The sequence below is a fragment of the Hydrogenophaga sp. RWCD_12 genome (assembly GCF_046604225.1).
Lineage (GTDB): Bacteria > Pseudomonadota > Gammaproteobacteria > Burkholderiales > Burkholderiaceae_C > Hydrogenophaga.
Map to the genome: position 1 here is coordinate 1,241,866 of NZ_JBKIXC010000001.1, position 17,096 is coordinate 1,258,961.

At 58.5% G+C, this 17,096-nt stretch carries 18 protein-coding genes and 1 tRNA gene; 11 read left to right on the forward strand and 8 right to left on the reverse strand.

The features are described from left to right. Positions 1 to 2: 2 nt before the first annotated feature. From cysD to ACLIJ1_RS05885, 7 genes are all read left to right on the forward strand, one after another. On the forward strand, positions 3 to 947 hold the full coding sequence (gene cysD, locus ACLIJ1_RS05855; protein ID WP_411364530.1) for a sulfate adenylyltransferase subunit CysD: 945 nt from the start codon (positions 3 to 5) through the stop codon (positions 945 to 947). Between the two features lie 122 nt (positions 948 to 1,069). Next, on the forward strand, positions 1,070 to 2,374 hold the full coding sequence (locus tag ACLIJ1_RS05860) for a sulfate adenylyltransferase subunit 1 (RefSeq protein ID WP_411364531.1): 1,305 nt from the start codon (positions 1,070 to 1,072) through the stop codon (positions 2,372 to 2,374). 109 nt (positions 2,375 to 2,483) lie between these two features. Continuing rightward, a complete protein-coding gene (fdxA, locus tag ACLIJ1_RS05865; RefSeq protein ID WP_411364532.1) occupies positions 2,484 to 2,813 on the forward strand; it encodes a ferredoxin FdxA in 330 nt (109 codons plus the stop codon). A 2-nt stretch (positions 2,814 to 2,815) separates the two neighbouring features. Continuing rightward, positions 2,816 to 3,913 carry an NAD(P)/FAD-dependent oxidoreductase gene (locus tag ACLIJ1_RS05870; RefSeq protein WP_411364533.1) on the forward strand — a complete coding sequence of 366 codons (1,098 nt, stop codon included), beginning with the start codon at positions 2,816 to 2,818 and terminating at the stop codon, positions 3,911 to 3,913. A gap of 64 nt (positions 3,914 to 3,977) precedes the next feature. After that, positions 3,978 to 4,053, forward strand: a tRNA-Asn gene (locus ACLIJ1_RS05875). Positions 4,054 to 4,426: 373 nt separating this feature from the next. Further along, a complete protein-coding gene (locus tag ACLIJ1_RS05880) occupies positions 4,427 to 4,591 on the forward strand; it encodes a helix-turn-helix transcriptional regulator (protein ID WP_411364794.1) in 165 nt (54 codons plus the stop codon). Positions 4,592 to 5,062: 471 nt separating this feature from the next. Continuing rightward, the gene (locus ACLIJ1_RS05885) at positions 5,063 to 6,343 is read left to right on the forward strand and encodes a hypothetical protein (protein ID WP_411364534.1); all 1,281 of its coding nucleotides are present in this window, start codon (positions 5,063 to 5,065) and stop codon (positions 6,341 to 6,343) included. Positions 6,344 to 6,679: 336 nt separating this feature from the next. Here ACLIJ1_RS05885 and ACLIJ1_RS05890 read toward each other — a convergent pair whose 3' ends face one another. Beyond that, positions 6,680 to 6,985, reverse strand: coding sequence for a hypothetical protein (locus tag ACLIJ1_RS05890; protein WP_411364535.1), 306 nt, complete (start codon positions 6,983 to 6,985; stop codon positions 6,680 to 6,682). A 746-nt stretch (positions 6,986 to 7,731) separates the two neighbouring features. Here ACLIJ1_RS05890 and argP point away from each other — a divergent pair. Beyond that, a complete protein-coding gene (gene argP / locus ACLIJ1_RS05895; RefSeq protein ID WP_411364536.1) occupies positions 7,732 to 8,739 on the forward strand; it encodes an HTH-type transcriptional regulator ArgP in 1,008 nt (335 codons plus the stop codon). On the opposite strand, the gene ACLIJ1_RS05900 is transcribed toward argP, so the two are convergent. Both ACLIJ1_RS05900 and ACLIJ1_RS05905 read right to left on the reverse strand, forming a co-directional pair. Continuing rightward, positions 8,641 to 9,909, reverse strand: a complete 1,269-nt coding sequence (locus ACLIJ1_RS05900) for a hypothetical protein (RefSeq protein ID WP_411364537.1) — start codon at positions 9,907 to 9,909, stop codon at positions 8,641 to 8,643. The genes argP and ACLIJ1_RS05900 overlap by 99 nt on opposite strands. Then, positions 9,906 to 10,853, reverse strand: a complete 948-nt coding sequence (locus tag ACLIJ1_RS05905) for a fatty acid desaturase family protein (RefSeq protein ID WP_411364538.1) — start codon at positions 10,851 to 10,853, stop codon at positions 9,906 to 9,908. Before ACLIJ1_RS05905 ends, ACLIJ1_RS05900 begins: the two co-directional genes overlap by 4 nt. A 271-nt stretch (positions 10,854 to 11,124) precedes the next feature. Between ACLIJ1_RS05905 and ACLIJ1_RS05910 the strand changes: the two genes are divergently transcribed. The 3 genes from ACLIJ1_RS05910 to ACLIJ1_RS05920 all read left to right on the forward strand — a co-directional run bounded on the left by ACLIJ1_RS05910 (position 11,125) and on the right by ACLIJ1_RS05920 (position 12,981). Next, complete coding sequence (locus ACLIJ1_RS05910) at positions 11,125 to 11,538, forward strand: ACT domain-containing protein (protein ID WP_411364539.1); 414 nt, start codon at positions 11,125 to 11,127, stop codon at positions 11,536 to 11,538. Between the two features lie 200 nt (positions 11,539 to 11,738). Next, positions 11,739 to 12,176 (forward strand): hypothetical protein, encoded by a 438-nt coding sequence (locus ACLIJ1_RS05915; protein WP_411364540.1) that lies wholly within the window; start codon positions 11,739 to 11,741, stop codon positions 12,174 to 12,176. Further along, the gene (locus tag ACLIJ1_RS05920; protein ID WP_411364541.1) at positions 12,151 to 12,981 is read left to right on the forward strand and encodes a helix-turn-helix transcriptional regulator; all 831 of its coding nucleotides are present in this window, start codon (positions 12,151 to 12,153) and stop codon (positions 12,979 to 12,981) included. The genes ACLIJ1_RS05915 and ACLIJ1_RS05920 overlap by 26 nt, the downstream gene beginning before the upstream one ends. An 11-nt stretch (positions 12,982 to 12,992) precedes the next feature. Here ACLIJ1_RS05920 and ACLIJ1_RS05925 read toward each other — a convergent pair whose 3' ends face one another. The 5 genes from ACLIJ1_RS05925 to ACLIJ1_RS05945 all read right to left on the reverse strand — a co-directional run bounded on the left by ACLIJ1_RS05925 (position 12,993) and on the right by ACLIJ1_RS05945 (position 17,011). Next, positions 12,993 to 13,253: a hypothetical protein gene (locus tag ACLIJ1_RS05925; protein ID WP_411364542.1), complete on the reverse strand. Its 261-nt coding sequence runs from the start codon at positions 13,251 to 13,253 to the stop codon at positions 12,993 to 12,995. 35 nt (positions 13,254 to 13,288) lie between these two features. Next, complete coding sequence (locus ACLIJ1_RS05930) at positions 13,289 to 14,992, reverse strand: ThiF family adenylyltransferase (RefSeq protein ID WP_411364543.1); 1,704 nt, start codon at positions 14,990 to 14,992, stop codon at positions 13,289 to 13,291. 72 nt (positions 14,993 to 15,064) lie between these two features. Beyond that, positions 15,065 to 15,613, reverse strand: coding sequence for a hypothetical protein (locus ACLIJ1_RS05935; protein ID WP_411364544.1), 549 nt, complete (start codon positions 15,611 to 15,613; stop codon positions 15,065 to 15,067). 240 nt (positions 15,614 to 15,853) lie between these two features. Further along, the gene (locus tag ACLIJ1_RS05940; protein WP_411364545.1) at positions 15,854 to 16,078 is read right to left on the reverse strand and encodes a hypothetical protein; all 225 of its coding nucleotides are present in this window, start codon (positions 16,076 to 16,078) and stop codon (positions 15,854 to 15,856) included. Positions 16,079 to 16,222: 144 nt separating this feature from the next. Further along, complete coding sequence (locus ACLIJ1_RS05945) at positions 16,223 to 17,011, reverse strand: hypothetical protein (protein ID WP_411364546.1); 789 nt, start codon at positions 17,009 to 17,011, stop codon at positions 16,223 to 16,225. Between the last annotated feature and the right edge of the window lie 85 nt (positions 17,012 to 17,096).

A 17,096-nucleotide genomic window follows, 5' to 3' on the forward strand; every position in this document is an offset into this window, starting at 1 on the left:
CCATGAACGCCCGTACCGACAACGCCGTGCTGCAATCTGCCGAACACCACCTGAGCAACGCCCACCTCGACGCGCTCGAGGAGGAAACCATCTTTATCCTGCGCGAGGTTGCGGCTGCTTTCGAGCGCCCCACCCTGCTGTTCTCGGGCGGCAAGGATTCGCTGGTCATGCTCAAGTGCGCCGAGAAGGCCTTCGGCATCGGCCGGATTCCCTACCCGCTGCTGATGATCGACACCGGGCACAACTTTCCCGAAGTGACCGATTTCCGGGACAGCCGCGCCAAGGAGCTGCAGGCCGAGCTGATCGTGCGCAGTGTTGAAGACTCGATGGCGCGTGGCACCGTGCGCCTGGCCCACCCCGGCGAGAGTCGCAACGTGCACCAGTCGGTCACGCTGCTCGAAGCCATTGAAGAATTCCGCTTCGACGCCCTGATCGGCGGCGCCCGCCGCGACGAAGAGAAGGCGCGCGCCAAGGAGCGCATTTTTTCGCACCGCGACAGCTTCGGTCAGTGGCAACCCAAAGCTCAGCGCCCCGAGCTCTGGACCCTGTTTAACACCCGCCTGGCCCCGGGCGAACACTTCCGCGTGTTCCCGATCAGCAACTGGACCGAGCTGGACGTGTGGCAGTACATCGAGCGCGAGAACATCGCCCTGCCCTCGATTTACTACACGCACAAACGCGAGGTGGTCGACCGCCGCGGCCTGCTGGTCCCCGTGACCGAGCTGACGCCGCCCAAGGACGGCGAGACGGTGCAGATCCGCAACGTGCGCTTCCGCACCGTGGGCGACATCACCTGCACCTGCCCGGTGGAAAGCCTGGCCGCCACGGCCGGCGACATCGTGATCGAGACCTTGGCCGCCGACGTGAGCGAACGAGGCGCGACGCGCATGGACGACAAGACGTCAGAAGCTTCGATGGAGAAGCGGAAGAAGGATGGGTACTTCTAGCCCACCCCCATCGCTGGCTCACTGCGTGTAGCCAGCCCCGCCCCTCAAGGGGCAACACCTGCGGCCCGGCAGAGCCGGTTCCGCGGTGTTCTGGAACCAGACATTTCTCGCGAAAGTTTTGTATGAACGCTGTTGTTACCCCCTCCACCGCCGCCGACACCCGCACCGCGTTGAAATTCATCACCTGCGGCTCGGTCGATGACGGCAAGAGCACGCTGATCGGCCGTCTGCTGGTCGACAGCAAGGCCGTGCTGCAGGACCACCTCGCCGGCGTGCAACGCCAGGGTGAGACCGACCTCGCGCTGCTCACCGATGGCCTGTCGGCCGAGCGCGAGCAAGGCATCACCATTGACGTCGCCTACCGCTACTTCAATACCGAGACCCGCAAGTTCATCATTGGCGATGCGCCCGGCCACGAGCAGTACACCCGCAACATGGTGACCGCTGCATCGGCCGCCGACGCTGCCGTGGTGCTGGTCGATGCGACCAAGCTGGACTGGAAGGACGCCGGCCTGAAGCTGCTGCCGCAGACGCGTCGCCATTCCCTGCTGCTCAAGCTGCTGCGTGTGCCGTCCGTGGTGTTCGCCGTCAACAAGCTCGACGCCGTCGAAGACAGCGCGCTGGCCTTCGCCAACATCTCTGGCGCCCTGCGCGCGTTCGCGGCCGACGCCGGTATCTCCGTCACCGCCACCGTGCCGGTCTCCGCCCTCAAGGGCTGGAACGTGGTCGACGCCGCAGCCGATGCCGGCTGGTGCGGGTACACCGGCCCCACGCTGCTGGCCATCCTGGAGCAGCTGCCCGTAACCGCTGCCGACACCACCCTGCCCTTTGCCTTCCCGGTGCAGTGGGTCGAGAAGTTCTCTTCGTCGTCCGATACCAGCCAGGGGCGCCGCGTGTTCTGGGGCCGTGTTGCCACCGGCACCGTGCAGCCCGGCCAGCAGATCAAGGTCATGCCCAGCGGCCAGACGGCCACCGTGGCGCAGGTCCTCAACCACGTGCGCAACCCGCAGGCGGTGCCCGCCGGCCACAGCGCCGGAATCGTGCTTGATCGCGAAGTGGACGTGTCGCGCGGCGACTGGCTTCTGGCCGTCGATGAGCAGGGTCAAGCCCTGGAAGCCAGCCGCGAGATCCGCGCCACGGTCGCCTGGATGGACGACGAAACCCTTGTCGCGGGCCGTGTCTACTGGGCCCTGCACGGCCACCGCTGGGTCAAGGCCAAGGTCAAGCGCATCGTCCACAAGCTCGACATCCACACCCTGGCCGAAGAAGACGCCACCCAGCTCGAACCCAACGCCATCGGTCACATCGAGCTGGCGCTGCAGGAGCCGCTGGCCACCGCACCGTTTGCACAATCGCGCGCCCTGGGCTCGCTGGTGCTGGTCGACACCGCCAGTCACAAGACCTCGGGCGCCCTTCTGGTCAGCTGAGTTCCGGCGCCGGGCAGCACTTAACCAATATCAAGGCCAAGGGCTTCCCCGGGCCTTACCCTCCTGCACCGCCTAAAATCCCGCGTTTGATCGATTTTTCTCCCACACCATGACCCACGTTGTCACCGAAGCCTGCATCCGCTGCAAATACACCGATTGCGTCGACGTCTGCCCTGTCGACTGCTTCCGCGAAGGTCCCAATTTCCTGACCATCGATCCGGACGAGTGCATCGACTGCGCGGTCTGCATCCCCGAGTGCCCGGTGAGCGCGATCTTTGCGGAAGAGGACCTGCCCAAGGACCAGGTGCACATGACAGCCCTGAATGCAGAACTTGCCCTGCTGCCCGGCTGGAAGAGCATCACCAAGCGCAAGGACCCGCTGCCCGACCACGAGCAGTGGAAGGACCGCACGGGCAAGCTGTCCGAACTGATTCGCTGATCATGGACCCGCGGCAGCGCGCCGGAGAGCCTGCCTCCGCGCCCGCCAGCGAGCCCGTCGCTGTCGACGCCGTGGTCATCGGGGCAGGCCCGGTGGGCCTGTTCCAGGTGTTCGAACTGGGTCTGCTCGACATCCGAGCCCATGTCATCGACGCACTGCCCCATATCGGGGGCCAGCCTGTCGAGCTGTATCCCGACAAACCCATCTACGACATTCCCGGGGTGCCAGTCTGCACTGGCCAGGGCCTGGTCGACGCGCTCCGCCAGCAGTGCGCCCCGTTTTCTCCGGTTTTCCATCTCGGACAGACAGTCCGGGAGCTGGAACGCCAGGCCGATGGACGATTTCTCGTTGGTACATCGAAAGGCATCCGCCTCGTTGCGAAGACCGTCTTCATTGCGGCGGGTGTCGGTGCATTCGAGCCACGCCGGCTCGGAGTGGATGGACTGGACGTCTTTGAAGATTCGCAACTGTTTTTCCGTGCCAGCGACGCGGGTGCACTGAACGGGCGGCACGTGCTCATCGTTGGTGACGACGAGCAGGCGATCGAATGTGCGCTTGGCCTGTCCGATGGATCAGACGATCGCCCCGCCAGCGTCACACTGGTGCACCGCAGGGACAGCTTCCGCGCCGATCCGCAGCGTGTGGCACTGATGCGAGAGCGTTGTGCACAGGGTGCCATGCGGTTCGTGGCCGGTCAGATGACCGGGTTCAAGACACAGGAGGAGCGACTGAGCAGCGTCGATCTTGCTCAACCTGATGGAACGAACATTGAGCTGCCGCTGGACAGGCTGCTCGTCTTGCAAGGTCTCTCGCCGCGGCTCGGCCCGATCGCGGCCTGGGGACTGGCCATGGAACGCAAGCAACTGGTCGTTGACACGGCCACCTATTCCACCAGCGAGCGCGACATCTTCGCGGTGGGAGACATCAACACCTATGCGGGCAAACGCAAGCTGCTGGTCTGCGGGTTTCACGAATGCACGCTGGCCGCCTATGCGGCAGCCCCCATCGTGCATCCCAACCGGCCGGTGCTGCTGCAGTACACGACCACCAGCACGCATCTGCACCAGTTGCTGCAGGTGCATAACGCCCACAAAGAGTGATCTGTTCAAAAAATCTTGGGCCTGCTTCAAAAGCGCAAAAACCGACGCTATAATTTGAGGCTGTTCCCTGATAGCTCAGTCGGTAGAGCGACGGACTGTTAATCCGCAGGTCCCTGGTTCGAGTCCAGGTCGGGGAGCCAAGAAACACGAAAGTCAGCAGGTTAGCGCCTGCTGACTTTTTTGCTTTTTGGGTTGGGCTGGTGCCAGTCTGGTGCCAGTTTCGGGTTCGATGCTCCTGACCAAAAAAGTCCTCCGGATCTGTGGCTACAGCGCAGCACCAACGAACCGACAGAGGTGCGCCGCAGGTCAAGAAGCGCTCGAGCTTTGTTGTCTTCGTGCCCGACACCTTGCAGCAAGAACGCCAATAGCAAGATTTGACGGCGAATCCAGCGTGTCCACAGTGCCATCAGCGCACTACAGTCAATGACACGCCTACACCGGGAGAACGCCGTGCAGCAATCACACGCCCTGCCCTCCGATGCACAGGACTCAGCGTCTACCGCTTTCCTGCGCATGCCCTCCGTCATGCAGTTGACGGGTCTGGGGCGTTCAACGATCTACCGGCTCATGGCCCAGCAACAATTCCCCTGCCCTGTCCGTGTCGGTGTGAGAGCTGTGGCTTGGCGCCGCAGCGAGCTGGCTCAGTGGAGCGAGACTCGGCCAGTGGCATCGCACTGACTGCACGCACTCGACCAAGCTCACAACCAGGCCAGCCGAGCTGGTGTTCAGCGCCGACGAAGGCAGCCTGCCCCTCTGCAGTCGGTGCCCGCGGCTGGTGCTGAATGCATGCGGGTTGTCCGCTGGTTTCAAAGACGCCAACAAGTTCTGGGCGTGACCCGCCCGGGGAAAACCCGCCGACATGGAGCGACAGTCCGGGCACCGTGCGGCGCTATCATGACCCCACAAACACTGAACAACCCCTCATCGAGGCGGTGACTCAGCCCGGTACCCTCTTAGTCTGCGTGTGCAAAGCCAGAATGGGGAAAGTCAGTGCTGCGATGGAGCGGCTGCGCCGTGCAAGCGCAGCCCCCCAACTCAACACGCCCCGTGCGTTATGCCCTGTTCAGCTGACGCACTCGGCACGCCCGAGAGTGGATGAGAGGAAATGCATGGGACTGTGCACCGGCCGAAGGTGTGGTGGTAAGTCGCTTGAACAAACTCCTTTCTGTCTCGCTCCTTTTGCAGAGCGCAATCGGCTGGCATTCACGGCCAGTTCCTCTATCGCTGCGCTGGCTTGGCAATGCCGTTGCGGCCCTTGCCGCAGGCTTCAAAACACAGGCAAAACGAACGAGCCCTCTTCGCCAATTCGCCGCCGCCATTGTCATCGCTGCCGCGATGAGCAACTCACACGCGCAATATGCAGGCGCTGGACCATTTGTTCGGGTGCCAGCGGAATTCGACACCCCATTGGAAGTCTACGAAGTTCCCAACATGCCCCGCATTCGCGATCAGAAAGGGCTTGGACTTTGCCAGTCATTCTCCAACGCGACGATACTTCAACATCTTTACTGCAAAACTGAAAAAATTAAGAATTGCTCAGAAGTTGATTCAGATGAAGAAGTTTCCCCCCTCCATCTCTGGAGTTACCTGACGCCCAATAAAAAAGGCCAGGAATTAGGCATCCGCGAAAACCATACCCATCTGAACATTCAGGACCAAAAAACCGTATTTAATGACCACAGAGGACTCGTGGTTCCAATAAATGCGATTGCAAATCTGATAAATGCCGCAAGAAAAAAGCAAGTTCCAGTACTTCTATGCACCGAAAAAGAATTCTCGTATGACCAATTTGCGGCAAAATTTGCGTCCACCAAAGAATCAGCCAAGCTGAATCTGAAGAAAATGAATGACGTATACCGAACACAGCGCGAAAAAATGAAACCTGAAAATATAGAAGCGCCGGTTTGTGACGGCTGTTTGGAAGCGACCATCGAGATGGCGAACCAGATACTGCCTCGAGCGCTGTCCGTCGAAAAACACGCTAAAGTGGTCGAACAAAGCCTCCGCAAAGAAACTTTCGGCGAATTTCTTTACAGCATTATCTTTCAACGATGCACCTACATGGCTATGCCTCATCCAAGAGTAGAAAGGTTCCCAGAGGTAGATGCAACTTCAACCAAAAATGAAATGAAAGAAAGAATGATTAAAGTCCTAAAGTCAGGCACTCCAGTGAGTTACGGCCCTGTTTGTGTTGAGCGAAGTGCCGAAGACAAATGTGGTCAACACAACATCGTCGTATCCGGTTACAAGAAGGCAAAGAACTCAAAAGATGAGGTGGTGGAGCTGTTTAAAGTGCACAACTCTTGGGGCCAGGAATGGCAAGACAAGATGACCGATGGCGGATGGGTAGATGCTGACGCTTTGGTGAATAACTATTACAAAGAAGAGGTGACGGGCAGCTCCCTCTTCTGGCTCCGTTCCGTTGAATAAAGCAGTTGCAAACCCGAAAAAAATTTGCAGCAGGAGTGGCGATTGAATGACGCCAATGGCCATTCCCTATAACCGCCGTCTGACCACCGCACCGCAAAGATGCTGAGAAAGCACGTACGCACGACTGCCCTGTTTGCAGAGCAAGGCCCGTTGTGCGGGGCAAGCGGTTCGGCTTGCCCCTAGGCTCCGGGGTTTGGGCTCGCCGAGCTCCTTTAGCGAGCGCCTCAAGCCGCGAGAACCTGCTGAACCGGGCGTGCCAGCGCCTTGAGGTTGTTGCGGGAAGCGATACTTGTGTGCATCGACGGTAGGCTACGGTTCTGCTTTCGGAGTTGTGGGTCAAACCGAAACAGCGAGCTTCAGCACCATCCCGATCACGAACAGCGACGCGGCAATCCGCCCCCACCGCCAGGTGGTGAACCAGTAGCGGTGATTGACCCACACCGCGCGATGGATTCGCTTTGCTGAAATAAGGAGCGCAATAGCAACGGCCATGGGGCCGACGATTCCGACGGGCGCATCGATCTGGCTCAACAGGAACACCCAGAACAGCGGCCAGACCACCGCATCGATGACCGCTAACCATCGTCGACCGGTCCAGTGCGGTGCATTGGCCCGGGGTTCACGCGCGACAAGCAGCCACATACCAACCTCCAGTCACTTCATGCTTCACAGCTCCAATCCACAGTTCTCCTCGTCCATTCGGCCCATGGCACTGCCAAGAATGGAATGTCACCCGACAAGCGCTCAAAGATTGCCACGGTGCACCCGGTGGTTGAATCCACACGGCAAACAACCGTAAAAGATGTTTCATCGCTCGCGGTCTCATGGCCTGCTCAGTGATCCAAAAAATCGTGTCATCTGCGATCCAAGGAACACTGCCCCAATTTCTGAGGGAGCCGGTTTGGGAATCCTCCCCTCGGTCATCGAGTCTGCTCAGGTGAGCACCCTGCCCCGCATTCGTCGGTCGCCGTGCGACATCCAAAGCGCTTCGTCAAGGCGCGAGCGCCTGGGCACCGTGGAATAAATGGAAGGGGCTCACCAGAGTGAAACGGCGGTGGGAAGGCGGCTTTTTATGCCGCGAAAGGCCTTGGCGAATGCGCCAGCAGCGTTATGGTTCGCAAGTCGGCGAGCGGCGAATTTTTCGGGGCGGCACCATGTGGAGATTATCGGAAGGACCATCCAAAAATCGGGAACGCAACTCCATGAGTCTCGGTTCGTGAAACGCCGAATGCCATCAATTCGTTCCAAGAAGCTCCGACGGACGGAAACGACTGGAAACCATTGAGACGCGCGCGATACCCGCGCCATCTAGAAAGGATTTCGCAGCTCCCAGCTAAATGGGTGCAGTCAGCGATCTGCCGTCGCTGGCACTTCCGGAGCCGCCCCATATGCTGGATCGTGATCAGCTGGAAACGTTTGCCACTGTGGTCGAGCAGCAAAGCTTTGACCGCGCGGCCAGCGTGCTCAGCATCACACGGGGCGCTGTCTCCCAGCGCATCAAGGCGCTGGAGGAATCGCTGTCCACCGTGCTGGTCAAGCGCGAACGGCCGGTGGCGGCCACGCATGCCGGTGAAGTGCTACTGCGACATGTGAAAGCGCTGCGCATCCTTGAGGGATCGGCACTTCAAGAACTTGCGCCAACCGCCAAACCACACGCCCCCGTGTCCCTGGCCATTGCGGTGAATGCCGATTCCCTGGCCACCTGGTTTCCTGAAGTGCTCAAGGATTTGCTGATGGGTCAGCTGGTGGCCTTGGAGGTGATCGCTGACGATCAGGATCACACCTCTGCCCTGCTGGCTCGCGGCGATGTGATCGGGTGCATATCGACATCTGCCAAACCCGCCGATGGCTTCTTGGCCGAATGCCTGGGCGCAATGGAATACCGCTGCTATGCGACGCCAGCCTTCGCCTCCACGCACTTTCTAAGCGGGCTCACAGTGCCCGCTGTGCTCTCAACGCCGGCGGTGTTGTTCAACCGCAAAGACTCGCTGCACGACGACTTCCTGAAAAGGCATTTCGGGTTCGCCGTTGAGCGGTACGCCAGACACTACCTGCCCTCGCCTGTCGCCTTACTCGAAGGGGTTGCCATGGGCGCTGGCTATGGCCTGATTCCCAGCTGGCAGGCGGCTCCCTTGGTGGAAGCGGGGCAGCTCGTGGACGTCTGCCCCGATGAGCGAGAGATGGTGGACCTGTTCTGGCACCACTGGGACCTTGAACCACCGATGGCCAGTGACATCACTGCCCTGATCGTCAAGGTGGCCAGAAATAGCCTGGAGCCTTCTGTCGGGTTCGAGCCATCAACGGCGCAGGCTGAAGAATCGGCGAGCCAACCCTCCGGTCGCAAAGCGGAACCACAGGGCGGTGCCAGCGGACAAGAAGCATCCGAGCAGCAGTGACACCACGTCGGTGTCTTCGCCATACTGCCCCAACCAGCCCGCCAGATGCACGGCGACTGACGCAGTAAAGCCAACCGCCACGATCCACCGTGCTTGCTGCGGCGGTACGACGATGCCGGCAACCATGGTGGCAAAGCAAACGCCGATGCTTGCGATGTAGACCAAGTTGACCGACACCATGGTGTCCACAATGCCCTGGTCCCGTGAGGCCAGCAACGCGCTCAAACCCAAGGCAATCAGCGCAAACATCGGGTGACCCGCAGAACGACTGCCGGAAGCGGTGCACGCCAACGCTTCCGTCATGGCGCGCAAGATCGCTGCGCCTGCACCCAACGCTGCCACGGACAGGGCGATGAGCATGAGCTTGTCTGCGCCCTGCCCCACCGACCCAGCGACCTGACCCAGCACCCAGGGAACCACCTGCTTGGTGTCCGCCAAGTCGCTCAACATGCCACCCCCCTGCATGGCGACCACCACGGCCGACGGTAAGAAAGCGATCACGAAGAGCAGCAGCCCCGCCAGAACGCAGCCGCCCACGGCGGCCAAAGGTGAGCGCGCGGCCAATACGAATTGCTGGTAGTCGGCACCGGTACACACCAGCAAGCTGACAGCCCAAGAAATGGCCACCACGCGGGATGCACTGAACGTGGACAGGTCTTCGGAAAATGCGGGAATCGCCTGCAGGTAGACGCCCATGCCCTTGGCAACGACCAGCGCGTAGACCAGGACAGCGGCACTCGCAAGAAGACACATGGTGAACAGGGCCGATGCGAACCGCAGATCCAATCGCGATGCGCCGTAGATCAACAGCAAGATCACCAGGTGGCTGTGTGTCTGTTCAAGGCCCAACAGCTCCAACACCGCAACACCACCCTGAATCTGAGCAGCTAGTACGCCTGACATCCAGATCAATGACAGCAACGCCACAACGCCCTGAAGCTGCTTGCCATAGGCACGGCCAAACAGATCCCAGACCGGAAGCCCAGTTGCCCAGAGCTGCCGTGCGAACGCAGCCAACACCAACATGCCAAAGCCGGTAGCTACCCCATAAATGCTGCCTGCCATACCGTGGGAAAGTGCCAGTTCGCCCGACCCGAAAAGAAACCCGATCCCGTAGCTGGCCGAAACCAGAAGCGCCGCAACCTGCAAGCTACCCAGCGCCCTGTTCATGGAACCCGCCCTTGCGTCAGCCAGGCGCCAGTCACTGGTTCGGTGCCGGTGAAGTAGGCACAGCAGACCTTGCCGCGATCCCGAAAGACTTCTTGCCCTTTCAGCAACCGGTGCGCCTCGGGCAGTCGGTAGTAAGGCACCGCTGGCAAAAGGTGATGGGTGAGGTGGTACCCGTTGTTGCGCGGGTGGATCAGCCAGCGCCAGAAACCGAGGCAAGCTATGTCACGCGTAAAGGTGAACACGCCACCCGGCCGAAGGCCGAAGTGATCACACATCTCGCGGAATGTGGTGATCAGATGGAATGCTGTTGCCCTGGCCAGCAGCCACAGCACCAGAAAGGTGATCGTGAAGTCGGGGCCGGCCACAACCCACATCAACGCCACCGCTCCTAGCCACCACCCGATGATGTAGAGCTGACTGACCGCGCGAACCTGTCGCGAAAACAGGTGCCCACCCATCGACGACAGCCAAGCGCTCAAAGAATAGACCTGGTCCAGGTAGTTCGAGAACCATGTCGTTGGCCCCCTTCGAGCGAAAAACAGGAGATCGGGGTCACCCCCATAGGTCCCGAGTTCCATGTGGTGTTTGAAGTGCGTTTCGCGGTAGCGGGTCAGGCTGGCGAACAACAAGGGCGCGATGAAAAGGCGCGCCACCAGATCGTTTCGCTTTCGGTCCCGCCACAGATTCCGATGTCCCGCATCGTGAAGGATGTTGCCGAGTGCCCGTTGGCGGTTGGCAATCAGCACAACAGCCAGTGTCGCGAACAGCTCGCTCCACCACATGACCAGCGCCACCGAGCTGAGAACGATGAGCCAGTCGAAGGCTATGTCCAGCACGGCGCGCCAAGGGTGCAGCCGAAACAGCTCGCAGTGCGGGTCACCCTGTTGGCGCAGCGCTGATCGAAGCGCGGCCATGTCCGAAAGGACATGCGAAGTCGTTGTCATGGTGGACACTCCTTCCTCACGGCGTGCGGCTGCGGACGGCCTCGCAGCACACGGTAGCGAATGTCGGAGCACAAGGCCCAGGCCGCGCCAAACGGTAGCAGGAGATGCCAGCAGCGCGCGGTGGTTTAGGAGCTTTGGCCTCGCGTCAATTCAGCTAAACCAGTCCCTTCTGCGTTGCACCTGCGCACTTGTGCACACGCCGGATCAACGCCAGCCGCCCATAATCAACGCCGAAAGCCAACACCATTTCCCTGTGCAGGAGGACATCGGAGTGAGCGGAGAAAAAGACCAAGTTCGGCTGCAGCAAATGATGGCCCCTGACCTACGGCCAGAAACCTACGTTTACTGCACCTTCCAGGACCATCGCCTCCCCGTTGACCTCTCTCCCATCTGTACGTTCAGGGAGACCGAGGGATTGACGGCCATCGTGGAGCGCTCTCAAGCCATTCGTGCCAAGGTGCCCTTCATCTTTGAGGCCAAACTCATCACGCTCACTGTGCACTCGTCACTTGAAGCCATCGGTTTTCTGGCCATGATCGCTACAGCCCTGGCCAAAGCAGGCATCCCTTGCAATGCAGTCGCCGCGTTCCACCACGATCACCTGTTCATTCCGGTTGAGCGAGCCGACGACGCGTTCTCTTTGCTGAACGCTTTGAGCCACAACAGCGCACCGGTAGTGATTTGATGTGCTGCGTATCATGGGTGTTCTTCGTTTAGCGCGACTGAACCCGCTGCAGATTTGGTCGCCCTGCCCGGATTTCCTTTGACATCGCGCGACGCGCTTGTCTACCCTACCCACTATCCAGTCTCTTGAGACTTGGTGTGTGGGTTACGCGGTGTGAGCACTGCGTGGCCTGTCGGTCAACCAGACCTGCAGGAGTCGGAATGAACAACCGTCAACTCCCCGAGGTGACGCCGTCAGCATCTGCGGTTGTGACACGCCCTTCGGTCAAACGCCGTATCGATCCTATCGACGCGCCCGCCCGCCCCCTGGGCACCAAACGTTTGGCGCTGATCGCAAAGCGCACCAATGCTGCCGCATCGACGTCAGATCGCCATGCAGTCCGCATCGCTGCGGGTGATACTTTGCTGGCAAACCACGATGGCACTGTGACCTTTCTTCTGCGCGCCACGAGCTACGGTCTGTTGATGGAGCGCACCCAACGTCAAGCTTCGGGCATGCGGCTGGTGCAGACGATGGTTTTTCATGACGTGAAGAGCTTCGACCGCTGGTGTGCGGTTGAGCCCCTGCGTTTTGATGATGGTTTGGTGTTCAGCAAGCTGGGACGAGAAGGTCATGCGGCATTTGCAAACCAACCCTGATCCCATTGGGCATGCTTCAGGCAAACCTGCGATGGTGGACAGCGTACGCGCCTTTCAGATCCTCCCATTGATCACAGATGCGAGGTCCTCGGGCGAAGTGATCTCACTGTTTCGCGAGGCCGTTGCGGGCCTTGGTGCTGATGCAGGCTATTTCCTGAGCTGCCTTCGAGACGATGCAACCCGAACCTCATTTCGGTCCTTGTGGGCCTGCGATCCAGCATGGCCGGCGGAGTACGCTTCTCAACGATGGTTCGAACATGATCCCTGGGTGCGCTATGCATCATGCGACGCGGAACCCACCCGTTCCAGCTACCTCACCTGCTCATGCCCCGAAGAAAACGCCTTCATCCGCGCAGCTGCAGAGCACGGCTTCGCATCTGCTTTGATCGCACCTGCCCCCAGCTCAGTTGGCCTCTCAAGGGTAGGGGTCCTGTGCCTGGGATCAGCTGACCCCGAGAGGTTCGAGGGCGAAAGCTACCCCAGGGTCAGGGTACTGGCGCGCGCGCTCGCCATGGAGCTTCATCACTCGATTGCAATATCCATGCGAGAGGAACTGCTCCGGAGCACGAGGCTCACAGAAGCTGACCTGCACCTTTTGCGCTGTGAGGCCGCAGGACACAGCAGCAAGGTGATCGGTGCGGCCATGAATCTTGAAGCCAAAACCATCGACAGCCGATTTCAGCGCGTCAATGCAAAGCTAGGGGCGCCAGACAGACGCACAGCCGTTCGCATTGCCCGACTTTACGGTCTTTTTGACGTTCAAGGTGGCGTCGACGGCAAGCACCACCCAATCGTTGCCCATTAGGCGACTAAAAATTAAGAATCAATAACCAACCGGCAGATCCCACACTTGCTTCCATTGAGACTCACTTCCCTCCTGCAGTTCGGGCAGTACATGCGGGATTGCATGACATTCAACTCCCGTTCGAGCCTCTCTTTTTGACGCTCAAACTCTTTGATTTCACTTTGCCAGTGTGGAATCGTACGATCTCCGGGGTTTTTGCGAATTTTATCCTTGTGTTCATCAATTCTCCTGTTGAGTTTGTTGATATTGTTGATAACATCAAGACGGCTCATTTCAATCTCCTTGGTTGGTCAAACAATTTTCAAACTCAGTCAACTCGATAATCGGTGTGCCACCATGCCTTCGGGCTCGAACAATCTGGACAATCCATCTTTTTTTCATCAATCTGAAACATGGAAATGAAGGTTTTGACATTTTCCCCGTGTACACCATTTTCATCGCGAAAAATATCCTCACCCGCCATGCGATACCCGGGATTCAACTGGGTTTGAATAAAGTTCCGATTTTCCATGACGAGATCGCGAAACAAGTCTGCGTGCTTATTGGTTTCTTTAGGCAGAGTAAAATCAGCATGGGGGACGACACTTCGCCCATAACCCGGCCAAGCTTCATTTTCCGGATATGTGTAGTGGATACACCCAACAATCAAATGCGCCAACTGCGAGTCCAGCACACCGATCCCAAACGGGAGACCAGAAGACTTAGCTGCGCCTTGGGACTCCGGTGGGCGCTCGTCAAAAGCCTTGTACCGTGATGCCGTAATGCACCGATAGCAAGGCATATTTTTCGCCTTCGGATGGTAGAAAATCATCTCTCCAGCCAAACCATCACGATAAGCACCGATAAAGAACGTAGGTATCTCATGGCGAATCCCGAGTCTGGAAGCACGGGCCTGAGCGGGGTGATAGTCGGTCGCGGCAACCAGGATCACACGGCCATACGTCTTTTTCTCATGCTCAATGAGCTGATCCAGCGTTGCATCGGATGGAGCAAGGAAGTCCCCGAAGACAGTCACGTTCAAGGAGGGAACATCCAGAGCATCTTTCTCAAACTCGCAACGCTCCATACGTTCCTTAATGGCTTCTGCCTTCAACTTCCCAATGTCTGCAGTCTCGAAGTCCTGCGCAACCAGGTTCTTTTTCTCCACTCGGTCATGATCGAACAACACCCAACGCTTAATTCCGATGCGACTGAACTGTTCGATACTGGTACTGCTGGCTCCAACACCAACGTGGATGATCGAGGTGTCCAGCATTTTATCGAAGTCAACCTGCCCAGCAACTCGCGAATATTCATTTTTCAGGCGAGCCAGGGTATTGGCTGAGATTTTGAAGTGATGGGAAACGCTGGCATCCGCAACGGAGTTGGATGGAAGATTTTCCTTGGCTTTCACGTTTTTCATCTTGAATTTGATCTTCTCTTTCGAGAGAGTCTTGTAATTCAAATCGACAATCTGGAGCGTGGGCATGTGCAGGATGGTCTCTCCAGGATCATCAGAACAAGACACAATGTAGGGATAAAATTCGAATCGGCCGACATCACCGGTGCTCTGAATGATAGGCATATGCCACGTCTTCAAATGCTGGTTGTGGGGGCTGGTAATGTTGCTATAGGCTGCACTCATGTCCGGGCCAGATGGCCGGATAATGCCCGCCGGGTGACTGTGCGCAATGCCGAGAGGGTGTTTCCCTTGCGCCTCGTAGCGCGGGATTTCCCGGTTCAAAAACTCCACCGTCGGGTAGTAGATCGCGCCGCTCGTCCGGGCATCTGCATCGAAGAGGAAATCAGTAATCAGACCAGTCTTGGGATCACCCAACAAGAGTCCTCCCGTTTCAGCCGGGAAAACGCCGAGCGTGCTTTTGATTGCTTCGTATGCCTCAGTCGAGATGAGGAAATTTTGAACAAACCGAGAATCAGGCGAGGGCTTGGGTGGACGAAAAGATCGGATTTGTTTTGCAGGTCGGAACCCACCAGTGTGGTTGTTGAATCCGTACGTGAAATCAGGCTTCATAGTGCAACTCTCTCTGTGGTCTGGTGGGAGGTACGTCGAACAACCCTCACCGAGTTGGCGAGGGTGTTTTGATCAGATAGTTTCGCCGTTGGCGATGCGCGAGGAAATGTCACGCCCGGTCGCGATGTAGTGCTGGTTTCCCCGAACCCAGGTTTCGGCGTGCTTTTTTGCCTCTTCGTAGGTCTTAGGTGCATTCCCCGCTTTGAAACAGAGGTAAGGCGGGTGACTGGTACCGTCTTTGTTGGCTGGCCAAAGGTGCGTCACAAGTGCGGAGTCGTTCCGCCCGTTGTAGTTAATCGGGCTCTCGACATAGACACGCACAGTGCCCTGCCACTCTCCGCCGCGATGCTCAGACACATAGCGCAGAGAAACACCACGGTAGTTATCTGCTGCGCAATAGACATCCGGCTCGATTCGCGCGCCACCGAAGGGCGAAACGATGGAGGTGTTCTCTTCCAGCTCATGACTGGAAGTCATGCCAGCAGACGGAACGTGCTGAGGAACGACCAACTCGTTGGTAGGGACTGCAGGGCTGCAAAAGAGCGTGCGAGCCTGCACATCCAAAACGTCGGTGGGCGAGTATTCCCAGCCGGACAAACGGGAGAGCTTTGACGTGGACATCACGATTGACCTTTCAGAACGTTGAACAAACAAACTCGGTGCTTCCCAAAAGTGCCCACCTGGAAAGTCTCCAGGTGGGCTTGACCCCTCAGCAGTAGGGGTCAGGTTCCACGCGGCCGTGGTACGGATCGGGCTCAACACGGCCCTGCAAGATGTTGGACATGGCAGATCTCCTTCAGTCCTGGTCGGTCCCCACCCGCGCTGTGGGTTTAGCGTTCCGCGCCACATGCACGGAGGTGTTCAGTTCAGCTTCTGGGCAACAGCCTCAGCGTCATCGCCCGAACTCGTGACATCGGGCGAGCCACAGCGGACGCAGGTGTCAGACACGTTCCCGCCGATGCCGTCGCAACGGACGCAGTGGACATACCCGCAGGCGTGGCAGACGCGGATCGCGGTGTAGAAGACCTGTGCCTTGCAGGCCACACAGCGCGGGGTAGATGGCAGGGATGGAAGTGCGGGATTCATACAGTCTCCAGTCAGCACCTGTTCGTGGTGTGAAGTGACTGTAACGGCTTTTCCTCAAATCTCAAACTGAAATTTGAGAACAAAGGAAGAAAAAAAGGCAAAACAAGGGTAAGTACCTAGTTTTGCCTTTTTCCCTTCGGTTCTTTATGCTCTTTTAAGTCTGTTTTCCGACTTCCACTGAGCAAGTACGTTGTAAAACTTCTTCATTGGCTCACTATATATACCTATGGAGTAAGCAAGCGGCTTCATATCTTCGTCCAGGACAGGCGCAATAACATCCCTTATGTGGAGCTCTGGCCCTTCCAACTCACCAACGTCGGCAGGCTTGTACGTCTTGGGCTTTCGTCCTGGAGGGGTTTTGTAGCTGATGCGGTCGGATGCGGCTGCCAGCATTGCCTTCGTGTCGGCCTTCACCGCCTCAGGCGTGTTCCTGCCGAGCACCTTCGCCAGGCGGTGGTAGACGTTGAACACAAGGGTACGAACCCCGCTCGCTTCTTGTGTGTTGAACTGCGGTATTGCGACGCTCGCCTCGACGAACTGCGCACTTCGCTCCATGACTTCGAGCATCGCCGCCTGTGTCTCAGCGTCGGTAGCCTCTGCCCTCATGGCGGCAAGTCGAAGAGTCTGAGTCAAGACGCTCAACAAGACCTTCTGGGTGTTCTGTCCAGAAGTGTCGTCTTTCAGGGCACTCACAGATGCGTCTAGCAGCGCTTGAAGCTCAAGACTCAGGAGATCGTTTTTAGGAAGTAATGTGGGTTCGGCGACTGAATGCTCAGCGACCGTGCCAGCGGCGGGCAACGGCTCGACAACCGGCTCAGACGATTCCATATCATGGAATTCTGTGGCGTTGTCAAGTTCATCAAGCGCTTGACCTCTCCTCGCCATCTGCTCGCGGACAAGCAGCGCGATACGACGAACTCCGAAGTTCTGCAAGATCGGTGCTGCTTGAGTGCTTGGCTCCGAAACACGAACTTTGTTCGCTGCGTCAAGGCTACTTCCGGTGGCTTCCGCGAACGCA